The following is a 17456-nucleotide window of genomic DNA, read 5'->3' on the forward strand; positions in this document are numbered from 1 at the left end:
AGTACGCCGCGGCCTATCGGGGAATCAGTGATGTCTCTGGAATACTGGATCGCCCGCTTTCGCGGGCAATGACAGCCGTGCTAGGGGAAGCAGCCATTTGCATGAATGCAAATCCCGGATTTGCAGGGTTGCAACAAGCCCCAGGACCACGGCCATGCACGACATCAAATCGATCCGCGACAACCCGCAAGCCTTCGACGCCGGCCTCGCACGACGCGGCCTGAAGCCGTTGTCGGCGTCGCTGCTTGCGATCGACGAGACCCGGCGGGCGGCGATCCTGGCTTCCGAGCAGGCGCAGGCGCGGCGCAATGCGGCCTCCAAGGAAATCGGCGATGCCAAGAAGGCCAAGGACGAGGCGCGCGCGGCAAAGCTGATGGCGGAGGTCGCCGAGCTCAAGACCACGATGCCGGAGCTCGAGGCAACCGCGAAGGCTGCCGACGACGAGCTAGCCAAGGAGCTGGCGGCGATCCCCAATCTGCCGCTCGCCGAGGTGCCCGATGGTGTGGACGAGCACGGCAATGTGCAGCGCCATGTCTTTGGCAAGAAGCGCGAGTACGCGTTCGCGCCAAAACCGCATGACGATCTGGGCGCCGCGCTCGGTGACATGGACTTCGAGACGGCGGCAAAGCTCTCCGGCGCGCGCTTCGTCGTGCTGAAGAAGGGACTGGCTCGGCTCGAACGCGCGCTCGGCCAGTTCATGCTGAATCTACACGTCGACGAGCACGGCTATACCGAGATCAATCCGCCGCTGCTCGTGCGCAACGAGATCATGTTTGGCACCGGACAATTGCCGAAGTTCGAGGACGACCAGTTCTGGGCGATCAAGGGCGAATTGCTCGCCGCGCCCGACCATGAGCGGCTCCGGACCGAGCGTCTCGGGATCATTCCGACCGCGGAGGTGGCGCTCACCAATCTCGTCCGCGAATCCATCCTCGACGAAAAGCAGCTGCCGATGCGGCTGACCGCGCTGACGCCGTGTTTTCGCGCGGAGGCGGGCGCCGCTGGGCGCGACACCCGAGGCATGATCCGGCAGCACCAGTTCACCAAGGTCGAACTGGTCTCGATCACGACGCCGGAGACGAGCAAGGACGAGCACGAGCGCATGCTCGCCTGTGCCGAGGAAGTGCTGCGACGGCTCGACCTGCATTACCGCGTGATGACGCTGTGCACCGGGGATATGGGTTTCTCGTCGCAAAAAACCTATGACATCGAGGTCTGGATGCCGGGCCAGGGCGACGGCGGGGCATTCCGCGAGATCTCGAGCTGCTCCGTGTGTGGCGATTTCCAGGCCCGCCGGATGGACGCGCGCTCGCGCGGCCCCGATGGCAAGCCGCGGTTCGTGCACACGCTCAACGGCTCCGGCACCGCGCTCGGCCGCGCGCTGATCGCCGTGATGGAGACCTATCAGCAGGAGGACGGCTCGATTGCGGTCCCCAGCGTGCTCCAGCCCTATATGGGCGGGCTGAAGGTGGTCGCACGCGACTAGGCGCGTTGCCCATCTGAAATGGAGAAACGTTTGGTTGCGAAGATCGGGCGGCCGGTTATCCTGCCGGCCACCCGACAACGCGAACCCATCGTTCATGGCCTTGCACCGCGACATCTTCTGGGTCGGCAGACAATGGGCGGTGACGGGTGCCGGCATCCAGGCCGTCGATCAGCGGCTGCGTGGCGTGCTCGACATCGAGATCACGCGGCTCTGGGACGACGATCTGGTCCAGAGCCGGCGGGCCAAGCCCGGTGTGAATGCCGTGGATTTCGACCAGGCACTGACGCTGGCACGCGAGCGCTTTCCGCAGGCGCCGGTGGCGGACCCGTTCGTCGCACAGCTGGAGGCGCTCGGCGTCATCGCGGCTCCAATCGTGAGCCCGGTCGTGCCGGCAATGAAATTGCATGCGGAGGGCCGGTTGGCGCGCTTTCTGCCGCAATGGCGCGTTCGCCGGTAGCCAGCCAAGCCGGCAACGGGGGGCCGCTCCCGGTCGGCCGGTTTGCCTGATCGGGCCCGGCCGGATAAGACGGCTCAGACCCGCTTCAGGAATCGACCTTTCCCATGCGCATTCTCTGCACCAATGACGACGGCATCCACGCCCCCGGCCTCAAGGTCCTAGAGGAGATCGCGCGCGCATTGTCCGATGACGTCTGGGTGGTCGCGCCTGAGCTCGACCAGTCCGGCGTGTCGCATTCGCTGTCGCTGAACGATCCGCTGCGCCTGCGCGAGGTCGGTCCGCGGCATTTCGCGGTGCGCGGCACGCCGACCGACTGCGTCATCATGGGCGCGCGCCACATCCTTGGCGCCAAGCTGCCCGATGTCGTGCTGTCCGGCGTCAACAAGGGCCGCAACGTCGCCGAGGACGTGGTCTATTCCGGCACCATCGCCGGTGCGCTGGAAGGCACCATCCTGGGGCTGCCGTCGTTCGCGCTGTCGCAGGAATTCAGCGTCGAGACCCGCGACCGGCCGCTGTGGGACACCGCGCGCAAATTCGGGCCCGACATCCTGCGCAAGGTGATCGCCGCCGGCATCCCAAAGGACACCGTCATCAACGTCAACTTCCCCGCTTGCGCGCCGGAGGATGTGCTCGGCATTCGCGTGACCCGGCAGGGCAAGCGCAATCTCGGCTTCCTCAAGATCGACGAGCGCAGGGACGGCCGTGGCAATCCGTATTTCTGGATCGGCTTCGAGCGCACCGCGATGTTGGATACGCCCGCTGAAGGCACCGATCTCGCGGCGCTCCGCGAACGCTACGTCTCCGTCACGCCGCTCAGGCTCGACCGCACCAATGAGGCGTTTTCCGACGCGCTGAGTGCGACGCTGAAGTGAAGTAGCCTAGCCGCCGCGAAGCGCGGCTTCGATAGTCTTGCCGAGGGCATCGAGCTGAAACGGCTTCTGAAGCGCCGGCCGATCGCGGTACTGCTCGGGCAGGCCGGAGGAACCGTATCCGGTGGCGAAGATGAACGGGCAGCCCTTCGCCTTGATGACATCGGCGACCGGCGAGATGACCTTGCCGTTGACGTTGACGTCGAGAATAGCGATGTCGAACTCGGTTGCCTGGGCGAGCCGCATGGCTTCGGTGATGTCACCAGCCTCGGCTGCGATCTTGTAGCCAAGCTCTTCGAGCATGTCCGCGACCATCATCCTGATCATCACCTCGTCTTCGACGAGGAATACAGAGCGGCCGGTAAGCCCCGTCGCAGTCATGGTCGAGTCCTTGCCCATCGCCAAAAACGTTCGCAGATAACATGAATCGACGCAATGCGCGTTTCGACGAACGGATGCCTGAAAATGGCCGTCGCGGCTCGCCCGTTGCAAGCCAATTTGTGGTCAACTACGCCATCCGAAGCCTATCATGGGTTCCCTAAGCCGGAACAAGAATCTCGCGGCCCAGGTTGGCGTCCCGGACACCAAAAGACAGCGCAAGCAGGCAATGACCTCCCATCAGCACCCGCCGGAAAAGATGATGTTTCAGCTCACGCTGAGGCGTCGGGGCATCAGCGACCAGGCGGTCCTGCGGGCCATGGAGGAGGTGCCGCGCGATCAATTCGTCGACGACGCCGATCGCGACGGCGCGTATCGCGACAGTGCGCTGCCGATCGCCTGCGGGCAGACGATCAGCCAGCCCTTCGTCGTCGCCTACATGACCGAGCAGCTCCAGCTTCAGAAGAAGCACCGCGTGCTCGAGATCGGCGCCGGCTCGGGCTACCAGGCGGCGGTGCTGTCGCGGCTCGCCGGCCAGGTGTTGACGGTCGAGCGCTATCGCAAGCTTGCCGATGCCGCACGTATCAGGCTTGAAAAGCTCGACTATCACAACGTCGAGGTGATGCTGGGCGACGGACTCAATCTGCCCCCCAATATCGGCCCCTTCGATCGCATCATCGTCACGGCGGCGATGGAGCAGCTTCCGGAGAATCTAGTCGAGCGGCTGGAGGTGGGCGGCATCCTGATCGCGCCCGTCGGCCCCCATCAGGGCGTGCAGACGCTGATCCGGCTGAGCCGGACCGAAGCCGGGATCGAGCGCAAGGAACTCGTCGAGGTCCGCTTCGTGCCGGCGCTGCCCGGTGTGGCGCGGGAGCTGTAGAATTCCGGATTGGCTGTGCTGCCAACATCTTATTGGGAGGGTTAAGCCGTTATTTACTCGGCGCGTGTTTACTTAAAACACCAGTTCTGTTGCGTACGAGTGAGTAACCATGTCCGTTGCCGCCGAGTTGCTTTACTCGCGCCGTGTGCCGCAGGTCGCGGTGCTGGCGCTGATCTCCTTCAGCTTCGCAGGGTGCAGCGCCGACATGTCGTCGCGCATGTCCCAGTCGAACTTCTCCAATCCCTTCGCGCAGGAATCGACCGGTTCGGTGCAGCAGGCACCGCCGCCGCAGCGTGAGCTGCCGCAATATTCGCGGCCGCAGACGCAGCCCGGTTATTATCAGTCGCAGCCTTTGCCGCCGGCGGTGTCCGCGCCGCAATCCTATCCGGTTGCCGCAGGCGGCGTGTCCGGAGGCGGCCGCGGTGTCGGCTCCTACGCACCCCCGGCGCAGCCGCACCTCGAGACCACGGCCACCGTGCCGCCGCGCTCGGTCGCAGCCGCCCAGCCGGTCGGTGGAACCAAGATCATCGTCGGCACCAGCGATACGCTCGACCTGCTTGCCAAACGCTATCGCGTCACGCCGCAGGCGATCCTCGCCGCCAACGGCTATAAGGGGCCGCGCGCGCTCTCGCCCGGCCAGCAACTGATCATCCCGCACCCGGCTACGGCCGCCGCGCCCGCGCCGCTCATGGCTCCCGTCGCCGCTGCCCCCGCGCTGGCGCCTGCCGCGAGGCCGGTTGCGGCCGTTGCCGCGCCGTCAAGCACGCATTTCGTGAACCACGGCGACACGCTCGCCAGCATTGCCCGCAAGAACCATATCTCGGCGGCCGAATTGGCCCGCGCCAACCGCCTCGATCCCTCTGCAAAGCTCAAGCTCGGCACCAGGCTGGCCGTGCCCGGCGCCAAGACCGCCGCTGTCGCAGCACCGCTTGCCGCGGCTCCGGTCGGAGCCGCTCCCGTCGCGGGGACGCTGCAGCCCGTTGCGGCCGCGCCTGCGCCCGCCACCAAAATGGCGGCCGTCGCGCCGGTGCAAAGCGCGCGCCTGGCCCAGGCCACGGCCAATGTCGAGGAGAAGGCCGCGGAAGCTCCGGCGAAAGCTGCGGAGACCACCAGCGCGTTGCCGACTTTCCGCTGGCCGGTGCGTGGCAAGGTGGTCACGAGCTACGGCGCAAAGACCAATGGCAAGTCCAACGACGGCATCAATCTTGCGGTGCCCGAGGGTACGCCGGTCAAGGCGGCTGAAGACGGTGTCGTTGCCTATTCCGGCAACGAGCTGAAAGGTTATGGCAATCTCGTCCTGGTTCGGCACTCCAACGGCTACGTCACCGCATATGCCCATGCGAGTGAGCTGATGGTGAAGCGCGGCGATACCATCAAGCGCGGTCAGGTCATTGCCAAGTCGGGTCAATCCGGGGAGGTGGCGTCGCCGCAGCTCCACTTCGAGATCCGTAAGGGATCGAGCCCGGTTGACCCGCTTCAATTCCTGAACGGGGCGTGAGCCTGAAGTCGGGCGCGCCATCGCAACAAACACGGTGTCGTCGCACGGCTTGACCGGGCGACCCAGTACGCCGCAGCGTCTCGATCGATCAAAACCGTCTCTGGAATACTGGATTCCCCGCCTGCGCGGGGAATGACAATTGTGAGTGCGGCGACAGCTCCCGCTACGTCGCCGCCAGCTTCACGCCGAGCCGTCCCGCAAGCTCCTGCACGAACTGCCAGGCGACCCGGCCCGAGCGCGAGCCGCGCGTCGTTGACCATTCGAGTGCCTCGCGCTCCAGCGCGTTATCGTCGACCTTGACGCCGAAATGGCTGCAATAGCCCCGCACCATGGCGAGATATTCGTCCTGGCTGCAGCGGTGGAAGCCGAGCCATAGGCCAAAGCGATCCGACAGCGAGACCTTCTCCTCGACGGCTTCGCCGGGATTGATCGCGGTCGAGCGTTCGTTCTCGATCATCTCGCGCGCCAGCAGATGGCGGCGGTTGGAGGTGGCGTAGAGGATGACGTTCTCCGGCCGACCCTCGATGCCACCTTCGAGCACCGCCTTGAGCGATTTGTAGGATGCATCGTTGCCGTCGAAGGAGAGATCGTCGCAGAACACGATGAAGCGGAAGGACGAGGCGCGAAGCTGCTCCATGAGGGCGGGCAGGCTCTCGATGTCCTCGCGATGAATCTCGATCAGCTTCAGTCTGTCGGCCGGTTTGCGCTCCGCGTTGATGCTGGCATGCGCTGCTTTCACCAGCGACGACTTGCCCATGCCGCGTGCGCCCCAGAGCAGCGCGTTGTTGGCGGGCAATCCGTTGGCGAAACGCTCGGTGTTCTCCATCAGGATGTCGCGCATCCGGTCGACGCCCTTGAGCAGGAACAGTTCGACGCGACTGACGCGCGGCACCGCCGCAAGGCGGCCGTCCGGGTGCCAGACGAAAGCATCCGCCTGCTTGAACGTCTCGCGTTCGACGGCGGGCTTGCCTTGAGCGGAGAGGTGCGCCGCGATCATCTCCAGCGCGCGAACGATGCGCTCCTGGGAGACGTTTTGGTTGGCCTTGGAAGTCGTCTTGGAAATCGTCTTGGAAGCCGCTTTGAGGGCCGCCTTGGGACGTTTTGCCGCGACGCGGGCTGGCTTCGTGGCAGGGGTGCGGGGGCCTTTGCCGGCCGGGCTTTTGCTTGGTTTTTGGGGCATGTCCGAAGTTCCTGAGAATGCAGCCTTATCGGGCCTGAGCGCGCGCCGCAAGGTGGCTAAAAGGGCGGTCTGGCAGCGTTGCAATTGGGGCAATGGCCGCTATAGTCCGCGCGAATTTGACCGAACCGGTCGCCATTTGGGCCTGACCGGTTTTCCCCCGTTCTCACGAGGATCGTCCGAATGCTGATTACCCCTGCGTATGCCCAGGCTGCGGGCGCCGGCGACACCAGCGGCATGTTGATGTCGCTGCTGCCGTTCGCCCTGATCTTCGTGATCATGTACTTCCTGATTCTGCGTCCGCAGCAGAAGAAGGTCCGTGACCACGCTGACCTCGTGAAGAACATCCGCCGCGGCGACACCGTCGTGACCTCGGGCGGTCTCGTCGGCAAGGTTACCAAGGTCGTCGACGACGACCAGATCGAATTCGAGATCGCCGACGGCGTGCGCGTGCGGCAGATGCGCTCGATGGTCTCCGGCGTGCGCGCCAAGGGCGAGCCGGCCAAGGAATCCAAGGAAAGCGCCAAGGAAGACGCCGCGTCGAAGTGAGTGCTTCCGCGAGTCTCTCAAATCTCCTGATCTGACAGGTCCAGTCGATGTTGTATTTCACGCGGTGGAAGGCGCTCGGGATTATCCTGACGGCGCTGATCGTGTGCCTCTGCGCGGTCCCCAACTTCTTTCCCGAAGCGCAGGTCAAGACCTGGCCCGCCTGGGCGCAGCGTCGGCTCGTGCTCGGCCTCGATCTCCAAGGCGGCTCCTATCTGCTGCTCGAGGTCGACGGCAACTATGTGAAGAAGGAAAGGCTCGACCAGGTCCGCGACGACGTTCGCCGGACGCTGCGCGATGCCAAGATCGGCTTCACCGGCGGCGTCACCCTGCGCAACGACGCGGCCGAGGTTCGGATCACCAAGGAATCCGACCTGCAGCCTGCGCTCGCTAAGCTGCGCGAGCTGTCCCAGCCGCTGGGCGGACTGGTCGGATCCAGCGGTCAGCGCGACCTGGAGGTGACTGACGCCGGCGGCGGCGTGATCCGCCTTACCATCCCGCAGGCCGCGATGCTCGACCGCATGCGCAAGACCATCGAGCAGTCGATCCAGATCGTCGAACGCCGCGTCAACGAACTCGGTACCGTCGAGCCCGTCATCCAGCGCCAGGGCAACGACCGCATCCTGGTGCAGGTCCCCGGCCTCCAGGACCCGACCCGTCTGAAGGAATTGCTGGGCAAGACCGCGAAGATGGAATTCCGCATGGTTGATGCGTCCGTGCCGCCCGATCAGGCGCAGCAGGGACGTTTGCCGCCGGAATCCGAGCTTCTGATGAGCGCGTCGCCGCCGCCCACGCCCTATGTGGTCAAGAAGCAGGTGCTGGTCGCCGGCGGCGATCTGACCGATGCCCAGGCGAGCTTTGACCAGCGCACCAGTGAACCCGTCGTGAGCTTCAAGTTCAATACGTCGGGTGCGCGCAAGTTCTCGCAGGCCACGCAAGAGAACGTCGGGCTGCCTTTCGCGATCGTGCTCGACAACAAGGTCATCTCGGCGCCCGTGATCCGCGAACCGATCACCGGCGGACAGGGCCAGATATCCGGCAATTTCACCGTGCAATCGGCCAACGATCTCGCGATCCTGCTGCGCGCCGGCGCGCTGCCGGCACCGCTCACGGTGGTCGAGGAACGCACCGTCGGTCCGGGCCTCGGCCAGGACTCGATCGAGAAGGGCGAGCTCGCGGCTTACGTCGGCTCGATCCTGGTCATCATCTTCATGCTTTTGACCTACCGCCTGTTCGGCGTGTTCGCCAACATTGCGGTGGCCATCAACGTGGCCATGATCTTCGGACTCTTGTCGCTGCTCAACGCGACGCTGACGCTGCCCGGCATCGCCGGCATCGTGCTCACCGTCGGCATCGCGGTCGATTCCAACGTGCTGATCTACGAGCGCATCCGCGAGGAATTGCGTGGCGGCCGCAACGCGATCTCGGCGATCGATGCCGGTTTCAAGCGGGCGCTGGCGACCATCCTCGATTCCAACATCACCACCTTCATTGCTGCCGCGGTGCTGTTCTACATCGGCACCGGTCCGGTGCGCGGCTTCGCCGTGACGCTCGGAATCGGCATCATCACCACGGTGTTCACCGCCTTCACCCTGACCCGGCTGATCGTGGCCTGGTGGGTGCGGTGGAAGCGGCCGCAGAGCGTGCCGATCTAGGAGCCTGATCGTGAATCACACCGTTCTCATCGGGCTCGGCGTCCTGATTGCCATTCTCACCGTGGTTGCTGCATTCGGCTGGCTGCCGTCGCTGCGCATCGTCCCCGACGATACCCATTTCGACTTCACGCGGTTTCGGCGCATCAGCTTCCCGATCTCGGCGGCGTTGTCGATCGTCGCGATCACGCTGTTCTTCACCCATGGCCTGAATTTCGGCATCGACTTCCGCGGCGGCACGCTGCTGGAGGTGCAGGCCAAGTCCGGCACCGCCGATATCGCGGCGATGCGTACGACGTTGGATGGCCTGCGTCTCGGCGAAGTCCAGTTGCAGCAATTCGGCGGCCCCGCGGACGTCCTGATCCGCGTCGCGGAGCAGCCGGGCGGCGACGCCGCCCAGCAGGAGGCCGTGCAGAAGGTCCGCACTGCGCTTGGCGATTCCGTCGATTATCGCCGCGTCGAGGTGGTGGGACCGCGCGTATCGGGCGAATTGCTCGCGTACGGCATGCTCGGCCTGATGCTGGCGATCGTCTCGATCCTGGTCTACCTCTGGTTCCGCTTCGAGTGGCAGTTCGCGCTCGGCGCTATGATCGCCAACGTGCACGACATCGTGCTGACGATCGGCTTCATGTCGATCAGCCAAGTCGATTTCGACCTGACCAGCATCGCGGCGCTTCTGACCATTTTGGGGTATTCGCTGAACGACACCGTCGTCATCTACGACCGTATCCGTGAGATGCTGCGGCGCTACAAGAAGATGCCGATGCCGCAGCTCCTCAACGAGTCCATCAATTCGACGCTGTCGCGCTCGATCATCACCCATTTCACTGTGACGCTGGCGCTGCTGGCTCTGCTGCTGTTCGGCGGCCATGCCATCCACAGCTTCACCGCGGTGATGATGTTCGGCGTGGTGCTGGTCGGTACCTACACCTCGATCTTCATCGCGGCCCCGATCCTGATCTATCTCGGCGTCGGCGAGCATCGTGAAGATGCGGTCGATAGCGCTACGCCCGCGAAGAAAAGCAAGGCATGATCCGAACCGCGTGCCCTCGCAGGAGTTTGCGAGGGCAGTAAGCTCATTCGGACGAAGCTCATGGCCGGCGATCCCAACGCACCGCATTTCCCACGCTCGGCGCCGATCGAAGCTTATGGCAAGGGCGGCTTTGCCTTTGCCGGCATGTCGCATCGGGGATCACTGCTTTGCCTGCCCGACGCGATCTGGGCCTGGGACATAACGGACCCCGCGAAGATCGACCGCTATTCGCTGGATCGAGTTTTCAAGTCCGCCAACAGCATCGACACGCTCCTGATCGGCACCGGAACCGGGGTCTGGCTGCCGCCGGCGGAACTGCGCCAAGCGCTTAAAGCGGCGAGGGTGGTTCTGGATACGATGCAGACCGGTCCCGCCGTGCGTACCTACAACATCATGATCGGCGAACGGCGGCGCGTCGCGGCCGCGCTGATCGCCGTGCCATGAGTGGCTCCGCGCCGCCGCCGGATTCTGCTGCGTTCTGTGCTGACCTCGTGCGCAGCCACGACTTTCCGCGCTATGCGGCGGCCCTGTTCGCGCCTGCTGCCGAGCGCCGCGCGCTGCTGGCGCTCTATGCCTTCAATGTCGAGATCGTCCGCGTCCGCGACCAGGTGAGCCAGCCCTTGCCCGGTGAAATCCGCCTGCAATGGTGGACCGACATGCTGTCGGGCCAGGTCCATGGCAGCGCCGAGGGCAATCCGGTGGCGGCGGAGCTGCTCCGCGCAATCCGTGATTTCGGCCTGCCGGTCGAGCCGCTGTCGCTGCTCGCCGACGAGCATCAATTCGATCTCTACAACGACCCAATGCCGACCATGACGGCTCTAGAAGGCTATCTGGCCGCGACCTGCTCGGCGTTGTTCGCTCTCGCGGCGCGGATCATGGCGTCACCCCTAGACCCAGCCGAGCATCTCGCGCGGCATGCCGGGTTGGCTCAGGGCATCGCGCAAGTCATCACGAACTTGCCGCGTGATGCGGCGCACCGGCAATTGTTCCTGCCGCAGCAGCTGCTGACCAGCTACAATTGCAATATGGAGGACGTGTTCGCCGGCAAGGAGACGCCGAATTTGCGCGCCGTCCTGGACCAGCTCGCGAGCGAGGCCAAGCAGCATTTGACCACGGCCTTGTCGCTGTTGCCCGAGGTGCCGGTGTCGGCACGGCCAGCGTTTCTGCCTTTGAGCCAGGTACGGGCCGACCTCGAGCGCCTGTCGCAGCCAGGGCGCGATCCCTTTACGCCGCAGCCATCGTCGCGGCTGCGCACGCTGTGGACGCTGTGGCGGGCCTCGCGTTCCCCAAAGTTTACCAAATAGCGGTTGGCTTATCGCCTCGAACGGCCAAATGACCTATGCTGTCCCATGGCTGAGTTGTCCCAAAGTATCGCCACGGATCTCGGCGCCTTTCCGGTCTCGCTGAGCGACATTCATGCCGCCGCCGCGACCATCCGCGGCGCCGTCGTCGAGACGCCCTGTAGCTACAGCCGCACGCTGAGCAATATCTGCGGCTGCGACATCTGGCTGAAATTCGAGAACCTCCAGTTCACGTCCTCGTTCAAGGAGCGCGGCGCGCTCAACCGCCTCACGACGCTGACGCCGGACGAGCGCGCGCGCGGCGTCGTCGCGATGTCGGCGGGTAACCACGCGCAGGGCGTCGCCTATCACGCCAAGCGGCTCGGCATTCCCGCAACCATCGTCATGCCGGTCGGCACACCCATGGTGAAGATCGAGAACACCAGGCATCACGGCGCCGAGGTGGTGGTAACGGGCGCCACGCTGGAGGAGGCGGCCGCGTTTGCGCGCAGCCACGGCGAAGCCCGCGGCATGATCTTCGTCCATCCCTATGACGATCCGCTCGTCATCGCGGGGCAGGGCACGGTCGGGCTGGAAATACTCAAGGCAGTGCCGGAGCTCGATACGCTGGTCGTCCCGATCGGCGGCGGCGGCCTGATCAGCGGTATCGCCATTGCCGCGAAATCGATCAAGCCGTCGCTGCGGATCCTCGGCGTCGAGGCCTGGCTCTACCCCTCGATGTACAACGCCATCCACGACGGCAATCTGCCGGCACGCGGCGACACGCTCGCCGAAGGCATCGCGGTGAAATCGCCCGGCAAGATCACGGCCGAAATCGTCCGCCGCCTCGTCGACGACATCGCACTGGTGAACGAAGCCGAGCTCGAGCGCGCGGTCGCTACTCTGATCTCGATCGAGAAGACGGTCGTCGAAGGCGCCGGCGCCGCCGGCCTCGCCGCGCTCCTGTCCGACCCGTCCCGTTTCGCCGGCCAGAAGGTCGGGCTGGTGCTGAGCGGCGGCAATATTGACACACGTCTGATCGCATCGGTCCTGACCCGCGAGCTGGCGCGCGAGGGGCGGCTCACCCAATTGTCGCTCGACATCCCCGACAGGCCCGGCCAACTGGCTGCGGTCGCGGCACTGCTGGCCGAGGCCGGCGCCAACATCATCGAGGTCTCGCACCAGCGCACGTTCTCGGATCTTCCGGCCAAGGCGACGTTGCTGCAATTGGTGATCGAGACCCGCGACAGCGCCCATCTCGACGAGGTCATGGCGAAGCTTGGCGCATCCGGATTGAGTGCGCGCTGTACCTGAGCTCTGCGCACCCGCTGCTATCGCGGCATCAAACCTGCCAAATGGGCGATCAGCCGATCGATCTCGGCTTCCGTATTGTAGTAATGCGGGGAGGCGCGCACCACCGGCGGCAGCGAGCGAATTTCAGCATCGATGCGCGTGCTCGACGGATCTGAGGCACCGACCGTGATACCGGCTGCGGCCGCGTCGCTGACGACCGCTTCCGCCTCGTACCCTTCCACCGTGAAGCTGACGATGGCTCCCGGAGCGCGTCCGAGGTCGCGAATTCTGATGCCGCGAATCGACGCAAGGCCACCCCGAAGGCGGTCCGCCAGCATGCGGCAACGCCGCTCGATCGGGCCGATCCCGATATCGAGGGCATAATCGAGAGCCGCGCCTAGCCCAAGCCGGGCTGCGTAGTTGTTCTCCCAGGTCTCGAAGCGGCGCGCATCGTCACGCAGCCGATAAGCGTCCCGCGAGACCCAGGGTGCGGCGAAGTGATCGATCATTGGCGGTTCGAGCTGCTGCAGCATCGCCCGGCGGACGTAGAGAAAGCCGGTGCCGCGCGGGCCGCGGAGGAATTTGCGACCGGTCGCCGACAACATGTCACAGCCGATGGCATCAACGTCGACCGCCAACTGTCCGACCGCCTGGCAGGCGTCGAGCAGATAGGGGATGCCGTGCGCCCGCGCGATCTTGCCGACAGCTGCAGCCGGATTGACCAGCCCGCCATTGGTCGGAACCCAGGTGATCGCAATCAGTTTCACGCGCTCGTCGATCATGCGTTCGAGCGCGGCGAGGTCGAGTTCGCCGCTGGCATCGCTCGGCACGATGTCGATCGCGACGCCTGTGCGCTTGGCGACCTGAAGAAAGGCGACATAGTTGGCCGCGTACTCCGCCTCCGCGGTCAGGATCCGATCGCCATCGCGAAACTGAAGCGCGTAGAAAGCCATCTGCCAGGCAACCGTCGCGTTCTCCATGAGCGCGATCTCATCAGGCGCGGCATTCAGCAGGCGGGCGACCGAGCCGTAAACGGATTCAAGCCGGCGCGACTCCCGATCGGCAGCGGCATAGCCTCCGATCTCGCTCTCGAGGTCGATGTGTTCCTTCATCGCCGCAACCACCGGCGCCGGCATCAGCGCCGCGCCCGCGTTATGAAGATAGGCGAGCCGAGAGGCAGCCGGCGTCTCGCGACGAATTCGGTCGATATCCATCATCCATGCCTCCGCGTCTCGCGACCCTCGTGCGTGGATTAAACGCGTCGAGGGAAGCGGGCAAGATGGCTGGGCTTGATCTCAGATGCAGAGGCCGAGCAGCTTGATGTGGCAGCCGCTGGATTTCGGCTTGCTCGCAGGCGCGGCCTCGCGCTTCACGGCAACCAGAGGCTCCCCGTCTTTCTTGCCTTTGCCTTTGCCCTTCGGCTCGTAGTCGCCGGCGATCACCATCGCCCAATAGGTGCGTTTGCCGCTGGCGTTCTTCGCGCTCGCGATCCCGACGCGAGACGCGTTGTGCAGCAGCAGGTTCTTGCGGTGACCGGACGAGTCGATCCATTGTCCGAGGGTCTTCTCGAAATTGTCGTAGCCGTAGGCGATGTTCTCGGCAGCGCGGCCTGCGCCGGCAGGTGCGACGCGGCGGTTGAACGGGCCGAGGGCGTCGTGACTGAGGTCGTCCTTCGTCGCCATCGCGCGCGCCTGGTCCATGGCGATGCGGTCGAGGGTCGAATCGCGGACGACGCGGACCTCACCATGCTTGAGGCGGAAGCTGGAGATCAGGTCGGCGGGGGATTCGGCCATTGCGGACGTGGTGGCGAACAGCAGAAGGCCGGCGATCAGGCCGCCAACCACACGATGCATCATCGTCTCCCGAGTGCCCATGACCCCGCCAAGTCCCCCCGCCAAGCTCGAATTATCGGATCGCTTCTCTATCGCCAATGTGGACGCTTCAAGGCGTGATCCACGCTAGCCCGCCGGCAGGTCGGCCTCGAAATTGAAGCGGTCGCGCAGGTTCTTGCGCTGCTCCAGGATGTCCTTGAGGAAAGCACGGTCCTGGTCGTTCTTCATCATGGGCTCGATCAGATCGAGCTGGTTCATGGCGACCAGTTGCAGGATCTCTGTGCGCGGCTTGCCGTCGGCGTTGCGTGGCAGCGCGTGCACGACCTGGATGTGTTCCGGCGGCTTCGGCCCCTTGGCGGCTGTGAGCTCGTTCCGCAATTGGCCTTCGAGCGCGGCCTGATCGGCTTCGACGAAGGCATAGAGGCCGACACCGGAGCGGCGGTCGGCAAAGGCGACGATGGCAGCGTCGCGCACGGCAGGGTTCTGGCGGATCAATTCCGCCAGAACCGGCGCGTCGTTCACGAGGCGGCGGCCGCCGCCTTCACGGTCGGTGAAGTTGAACAGGCCGCGGGTGATTGCCCGATAGACCTTCTTGCCGGTGGCGAGCCAGAGGCTGGCGGCGAACGACTTCTTCGCCAGGATCTTGCGCTCGCGCGGCGTCAGCGCCTCAGGCGCGTAGGAGCGCTTGTGCTTGAGCAGATGCCGGAGATCTTCATAGGCCAGGATGCGGTAAAGCCGCCCGCGACGGTCGAAGCAGGCCGCGAGCTGAAAGTCGGTCACATAGGCGCGACCGTCGCGGCCGACCAGCCAGTTCTGTTCCTTGGCAAGATCGTTGTGGCAGATGCCGGCGCGTCGCAGCCGTCGCAGCGCGGCCTTGGCTGACCGAAAATAGGCGAGGTCGCCATGTGGTTTCGCCAGATGCAGCGCGACACCGTCGACGAAGCTGCGCACCAGCGCGCGGCGTCCGGCCCACAGCAGCTCCGGGCCGACATCGAGACCTTTGGCGAGGGCCAGCGCATGCGTCTCGCGGGCGAACAGATGGCGCGCCAAAAGGAATGACCACCACGGCACCTCGTCGAGGCGGCGCAGCACCGCGTCGACCTCGCCGTCATCGTCGCGGAAGCGGCCGCGCTCGACGGTCGAGAACACGTCGCGCTTGAGCAGCACGCCCTCGGTCCAGCGCGCCGAGAGTGTTGCGGCGTCGTCTTTGGGAAGGTTCATCGAAAACTCACGCCGCGGCGGCAATGCGCAGGTGATCGGCGATCCAGCGATCGAGATCGGCGAGCGCCAGCGCGCTCATCGCCTGCTTTTTGGCCACCGTCTTCTCGTTCCCGCGCAGCCGGCTTCCGTCGGGCTTCTTCGTCGGTGCGCTGGCGAGCGGCGGGAACAGGCCGAAATTGATGTTCATCGGCTGGAACGAGCGCGTGCCGGGCTCGATGGTCTCGATATGGCCGCCGGTGATGTGGGCAAGCAGGGATCCGAGCGCCGTCGTGACCGGCGGACTCGCAAGCGTCTCGCCGCGCACCTCCGCTGCCGCATAGAGACCGGCAATCAGGCCGACGCTGGCGGATTCCACATAGCCCTCGCAGCCCGTCATCTGGCCGGCAAAGCGCAGCCGCGGCTGCGCCCGCAGGCGCAACTGGCCGTCGAGCAGCTTTGGCGAGTTGAGAAAGGTGTTGCGATGCAGGCCGCCAAGGCGAGCAAATTCGGCCTTCTCCAGCCCCGGAATGGTGCGGAAGATGCGTTGCTGCTCGCCGTATTTCAGTTTCGTCTGGAAGCCGACGATGTTGTAGAGCGTGCCGAGCTTGTTGTCCTGGCGCAGCTGCACGATCGCGTAGGCCTTTGTGGTGGGATCGTGCGGATTGGTGAGGCCGACCGGCTTCATCGGCCCGTGGCGAAGAGTCTCGGGGCCGCGTTCCGCCATGACCTCGATCGGCAGGCAGCCGTCGAAATAGGGCGTGTTGGTCTCCCATTCCTTGAACTCGGTCTTCTCGCCGGCGACCAGCGCTGCGACGAAGCCGTCATACTGCTCCTTTGTCATCGGGCAGTTGATGTAGTCGGCGCCGGTGCCGCCGGGGCCGACCTTGTCGTAGCGCGACTGGAACCAGGCCACCGACATGTCGATGGATTCGCGGTGCACGATAGGCGCGATCGCGTCGAAGAAGGCGAGGGCGTTCTCGTCGGTCAACTCTCTGATCGCGTCGGCCAGCGGCGCCGAAGTGAGGGGGCCGGTCGCAACGATGACGTTGCTCCACTCGGCCGGCGGCAGGCCTGCGACCTCGCCGCGGGCGATCTCGATCAGGGGATGATCGTTCAGCGCCTTGGTGACGGCCGCTGAGAAGCCGTCGCGGTCCACCGCCAGTGCGCCGCCGGCGGGCACCTGGTTGGCGTCGGCTGCGCGCATGATCAGCGAATCGAGGCGGCGCATCTCGGCATGCAGCAGGCCGACGGCGTTGTTGGCGGCATCGTCCGAGCGGAACGAATTGGAGCAGACGAGCTCGGCAAGCCCATCGGTGCGGTGTGCCTCGGTCATGCGGGTCGGCCGCATCTCATGCAGCACCACGGGCACGCCTGATTTGGCCACCTGCCAGGCGGCTTCGGAGCCGGCAAGGCCTGCGCCGATCACGTGCACGGTATTTGATTGGGGTCCTGTCATGGGGCGGACAGGTAGCGCTTTTCGGCGATCAGTGGAATCGCCGAGATCGAGTTTTCTGCCTCCGGATGCGACAACGCCCGCACGAGGCGGGCGCTATCGGTTCGTCCGGTTAAGGGCTGAAATATCAGCCCTGATACTGACCGGCGGCAACGCGCGGGATGTCCGAGCGATCGAGGCCGATGTCGGCCAGCTCGCGATCGCTGAGCTGGGACAGCTCGGCAACATTGCGCTGATAGTCCCGGAAAGCCTGGATCATGCGGATGAGCGAGAGCAGCATTGGTAGTCTCCTGTAGTTCGATTCAGCTCTTGCCCGAGCCTCATCGTTGAAATGAATATAGGTGAGAGTGGTGCAGTGCGAAAGTTCCGATGTTGCGATGCAGCTAAGCGCTCAATGCATGGCATTGGTAACGGACGATTAA

18 protein-coding genes are annotated in these 17456 nt (G+C 65.0%); 11 read left to right on the forward strand and 7 right to left on the reverse strand.

Annotated features, from left to right (window positions below):
- Window positions 1-154 precede the first annotated feature (154 nt).
- The 3 genes from serS to surE all read left to right on the forward strand — a co-directional run bounded on the left by serS (window position 155) and on the right by surE (window position 2815).
- Complete coding sequence (gene serS, locus AC0L3P_RS03105; protein ID WP_354059183.1) at window positions 155-1486, forward strand: serine--tRNA ligase; 1332 nt, start codon at window positions 155-157, stop codon at window positions 1484-1486.
- A 94-nt stretch (window positions 1487-1580) separates the two neighbouring features.
- The gene (locus AC0L3P_RS03110; RefSeq protein WP_275171202.1) at window positions 1581-1943 is read left to right on the forward strand and encodes a hypothetical protein; all 363 of its coding nucleotides are present in this window, start codon (window positions 1581-1583) and stop codon (window positions 1941-1943) included.
- 104 nt (window positions 1944-2047) lie between these two features.
- A complete protein-coding gene (surE, locus tag AC0L3P_RS03115) occupies window positions 2048-2815 on the forward strand; it encodes a 5'/3'-nucleotidase SurE (RefSeq protein WP_473300950.1) in 768 nt (255 codons plus the stop codon).
- Between the two features lie 6 nt (window positions 2816-2821).
- On the opposite strand, the gene AC0L3P_RS03120 is transcribed toward surE, so the two are convergent.
- Window positions 2822-3193 carry a response regulator gene (locus AC0L3P_RS03120; RefSeq protein ID WP_007590670.1) on the reverse strand — a complete coding sequence of 124 codons (372 nt, stop codon included), beginning with the start codon at window positions 3191-3193 and terminating at the stop codon, window positions 2822-2824.
- Window positions 3194-3419: 226 nt separating this feature from the next.
- On the opposite strand from AC0L3P_RS03120, the gene AC0L3P_RS03125 reads away from it, so the two are divergent.
- Both AC0L3P_RS03125 and AC0L3P_RS03130 read left to right on the forward strand, forming a co-directional pair.
- Complete coding sequence (locus AC0L3P_RS03125) at window positions 3420-4070, forward strand: protein-L-isoaspartate(D-aspartate) O-methyltransferase (protein WP_354101073.1); 651 nt, start codon at window positions 3420-3422, stop codon at window positions 4068-4070.
- A 109-nt stretch (window positions 4071-4179) separates the two neighbouring features.
- On the forward strand, window positions 4180-5568 hold the full coding sequence (locus AC0L3P_RS03130; RefSeq protein WP_275171199.1) for a LysM peptidoglycan-binding domain-containing M23 family metallopeptidase: 1389 nt from the start codon (window positions 4180-4182) through the stop codon (window positions 5566-5568).
- A 163-nt stretch (window positions 5569-5731) separates the two neighbouring features.
- Here the strand turns inward: AC0L3P_RS03130 and AC0L3P_RS03135 are convergent, their stop codons facing one another.
- Window positions 5732-6748 carry an ATP-binding protein gene (locus AC0L3P_RS03135; RefSeq protein WP_275171198.1) on the reverse strand — a complete coding sequence of 339 codons (1017 nt, stop codon included), beginning with the start codon at window positions 6746-6748 and terminating at the stop codon, window positions 5732-5734.
- A gap of 180 nt (window positions 6749-6928) precedes the next feature.
- Here AC0L3P_RS03135 and yajC point away from each other — a divergent pair, with 180 nt between their 5' ends.
- Genes yajC through AC0L3P_RS03165 form a run of 6 tightly spaced genes read left to right on the forward strand, consistent with a single transcriptional unit; the run spans window position 6929 to window position 12570 of the window.
- Complete coding sequence (gene yajC, locus AC0L3P_RS03140) at window positions 6929-7294, forward strand: preprotein translocase subunit YajC (protein ID WP_007610701.1); 366 nt, start codon at window positions 6929-6931, stop codon at window positions 7292-7294.
- 47 nt (window positions 7295-7341) lie between these two features.
- Window positions 7342-8946, forward strand: a complete 1605-nt coding sequence (secD, locus tag AC0L3P_RS03145) for a protein translocase subunit SecD (RefSeq protein WP_275171197.1) — start codon at window positions 7342-7344, stop codon at window positions 8944-8946.
- Window positions 8947-8956: 10 nt separating this feature from the next.
- Window positions 8957-9976, forward strand: a complete 1020-nt coding sequence (gene secF, locus AC0L3P_RS03150; protein WP_275171196.1) for a protein translocase subunit SecF — start codon at window positions 8957-8959, stop codon at window positions 9974-9976.
- A gap of 60 nt (window positions 9977-10036) precedes the next feature.
- Window positions 10037-10420 (forward strand): Mth938-like domain-containing protein, encoded by a 384-nt coding sequence (locus AC0L3P_RS03155; RefSeq protein WP_007590678.1) that lies wholly within the window; start codon window positions 10037-10039, stop codon window positions 10418-10420.
- Entirely contained in the window at window positions 10417-11280 is an 864-nt protein-coding gene (locus tag AC0L3P_RS03160; protein WP_473300951.1) for a phytoene/squalene synthase family protein, read from the forward strand. Before AC0L3P_RS03155 ends, AC0L3P_RS03160 begins: the two co-directional genes overlap by 4 nt.
- Window positions 11281-11325: 45 nt before the next feature.
- Window positions 11326-12570: a threonine ammonia-lyase gene (locus AC0L3P_RS03165; protein WP_473300952.1), complete on the forward strand. Its 1245-nt coding sequence runs from the start codon at window positions 11326-11328 to the stop codon at window positions 12568-12570.
- A 17-nt stretch (window positions 12571-12587) separates the two neighbouring features.
- Here the strand turns inward: AC0L3P_RS03165 and AC0L3P_RS03170 are convergent, their stop codons facing one another.
- The 5 genes from AC0L3P_RS03170 to AC0L3P_RS03190 all read right to left on the reverse strand — a co-directional run bounded on the left by AC0L3P_RS03170 (window position 12588) and on the right by AC0L3P_RS03190 (window position 17314).
- Window positions 12588-13766, reverse strand: a complete 1179-nt coding sequence (locus AC0L3P_RS03170) for an aminotransferase class V-fold PLP-dependent enzyme (protein ID WP_473300953.1) — start codon at window positions 13764-13766, stop codon at window positions 12588-12590.
- Between the two features lie 78 nt (window positions 13767-13844).
- On the reverse strand, window positions 13845-14402 hold the full coding sequence (locus AC0L3P_RS03175) for a CAP domain-containing protein (protein ID WP_275171192.1): 558 nt from the start codon (window positions 14400-14402) through the stop codon (window positions 13845-13847).
- A gap of 105 nt (window positions 14403-14507) precedes the next feature.
- Window positions 14508-15602 carry an AMP-binding enzyme gene (locus tag AC0L3P_RS03180; RefSeq protein ID WP_473300954.1) on the reverse strand — a complete coding sequence of 365 codons (1095 nt, stop codon included), beginning with the start codon at window positions 15600-15602 and terminating at the stop codon, window positions 14508-14510.
- 7 nt (window positions 15603-15609) lie between these two features.
- Window positions 15610-17037, reverse strand: a complete 1428-nt coding sequence (gene trmFO, locus AC0L3P_RS03185) for a methylenetetrahydrofolate--tRNA-(uracil(54)-C(5))-methyltransferase (FADH(2)-oxidizing) TrmFO (RefSeq protein WP_473300955.1) — start codon at window positions 17035-17037, stop codon at window positions 15610-15612.
- A gap of 124 nt (window positions 17038-17161) precedes the next feature.
- Entirely contained in the window at window positions 17162-17314 is a 153-nt protein-coding gene (locus AC0L3P_RS03190; RefSeq protein WP_007590701.1) for a DUF1127 domain-containing protein, read from the reverse strand.
- Between the last annotated feature and the right edge of the window lie 142 nt (window positions 17315-17456).

The sequence above is a fragment of the Bradyrhizobium sp. WSM4874 genome (genome assembly GCF_055811835.1).

Excerpts from the sequence above, each read along its gene's own strand:
- serS (WP_354059183.1), top strand. The coding sequence starts at position 155 with ATGCACGACATCAAATCGATCCGCGACAACCCGCAAGCCTTCGACGCC.
- surE (WP_473300950.1), top strand. The coding sequence starts at position 2,048 with ATGCGCATTCTCTGCACCAATGACGACGGCATCCACGCCCCCGGCCTC.
- AC0L3P_RS03120 (WP_007590670.1), bottom strand. The coding sequence starts at position 3,193 with ATGACTGCGACGGGGCTTACCGGCCGCTCTGTATTCCTCGTCGAAGAC.
- AC0L3P_RS03170 (WP_473300953.1), bottom strand. The coding sequence starts at position 13,766 with ATGATGGATATCGACCGAATTCGTCGCGAGACGCCGGCTGCCTCTCGG.
- AC0L3P_RS03135 (WP_275171198.1), bottom strand. The coding sequence starts at position 6,748 with ATGCCCCAAAAACCAAGCAAAAGCCCGGCCGGCAAAGGCCCCCGCACC.
- trmFO (WP_473300955.1), bottom strand. The coding sequence starts at position 17,037 with ATGACAGGACCCCAATCAAATACCGTGCACGTGATCGGCGCAGGCCTT.
- AC0L3P_RS03125 (WP_354101073.1), top strand. The coding sequence starts at position 3,420 with ATGACCTCCCATCAGCACCCGCCGGAAAAGATGATGTTTCAGCTCACG.
- AC0L3P_RS03190 (WP_007590701.1), bottom strand. The coding sequence starts at position 17,314 with ATGCTGCTCTCGCTCATCCGCATGATCCAGGCTTTCCGGGACTATCAG.
- AC0L3P_RS03130 (WP_275171199.1), top strand. The coding sequence starts at position 4,180 with ATGTCCGTTGCCGCCGAGTTGCTTTACTCGCGCCGTGTGCCGCAGGTC.
- AC0L3P_RS03160 (WP_473300951.1), top strand. The coding sequence starts at position 10,417 with ATGAGTGGCTCCGCGCCGCCGCCGGATTCTGCTGCGTTCTGTGCTGAC.
- yajC (WP_007610701.1), top strand. The coding sequence starts at position 6,929 with ATGCTGATTACCCCTGCGTATGCCCAGGCTGCGGGCGCCGGCGACACC.
- AC0L3P_RS03110 (WP_275171202.1), top strand. The coding sequence starts at position 1,581 with ATGGCCTTGCACCGCGACATCTTCTGGGTCGGCAGACAATGGGCGGTG.
- AC0L3P_RS03165 (WP_473300952.1), top strand. The coding sequence starts at position 11,326 with ATGGCTGAGTTGTCCCAAAGTATCGCCACGGATCTCGGCGCCTTTCCG.
- AC0L3P_RS03175 (WP_275171192.1), bottom strand. The coding sequence starts at position 14,402 with ATGCATCGTGTGGTTGGCGGCCTGATCGCCGGCCTTCTGCTGTTCGCC.
- AC0L3P_RS03180 (WP_473300954.1), bottom strand. The coding sequence starts at position 15,602 with ATGAACCTTCCCAAAGACGACGCCGCAACACTCTCGGCGCGCTGGACC.
- secD (WP_275171197.1), top strand. The coding sequence starts at position 7,342 with ATGTTGTATTTCACGCGGTGGAAGGCGCTCGGGATTATCCTGACGGCG.
- AC0L3P_RS03155 (WP_007590678.1), top strand. The coding sequence starts at position 10,037 with ATGGCCGGCGATCCCAACGCACCGCATTTCCCACGCTCGGCGCCGATC.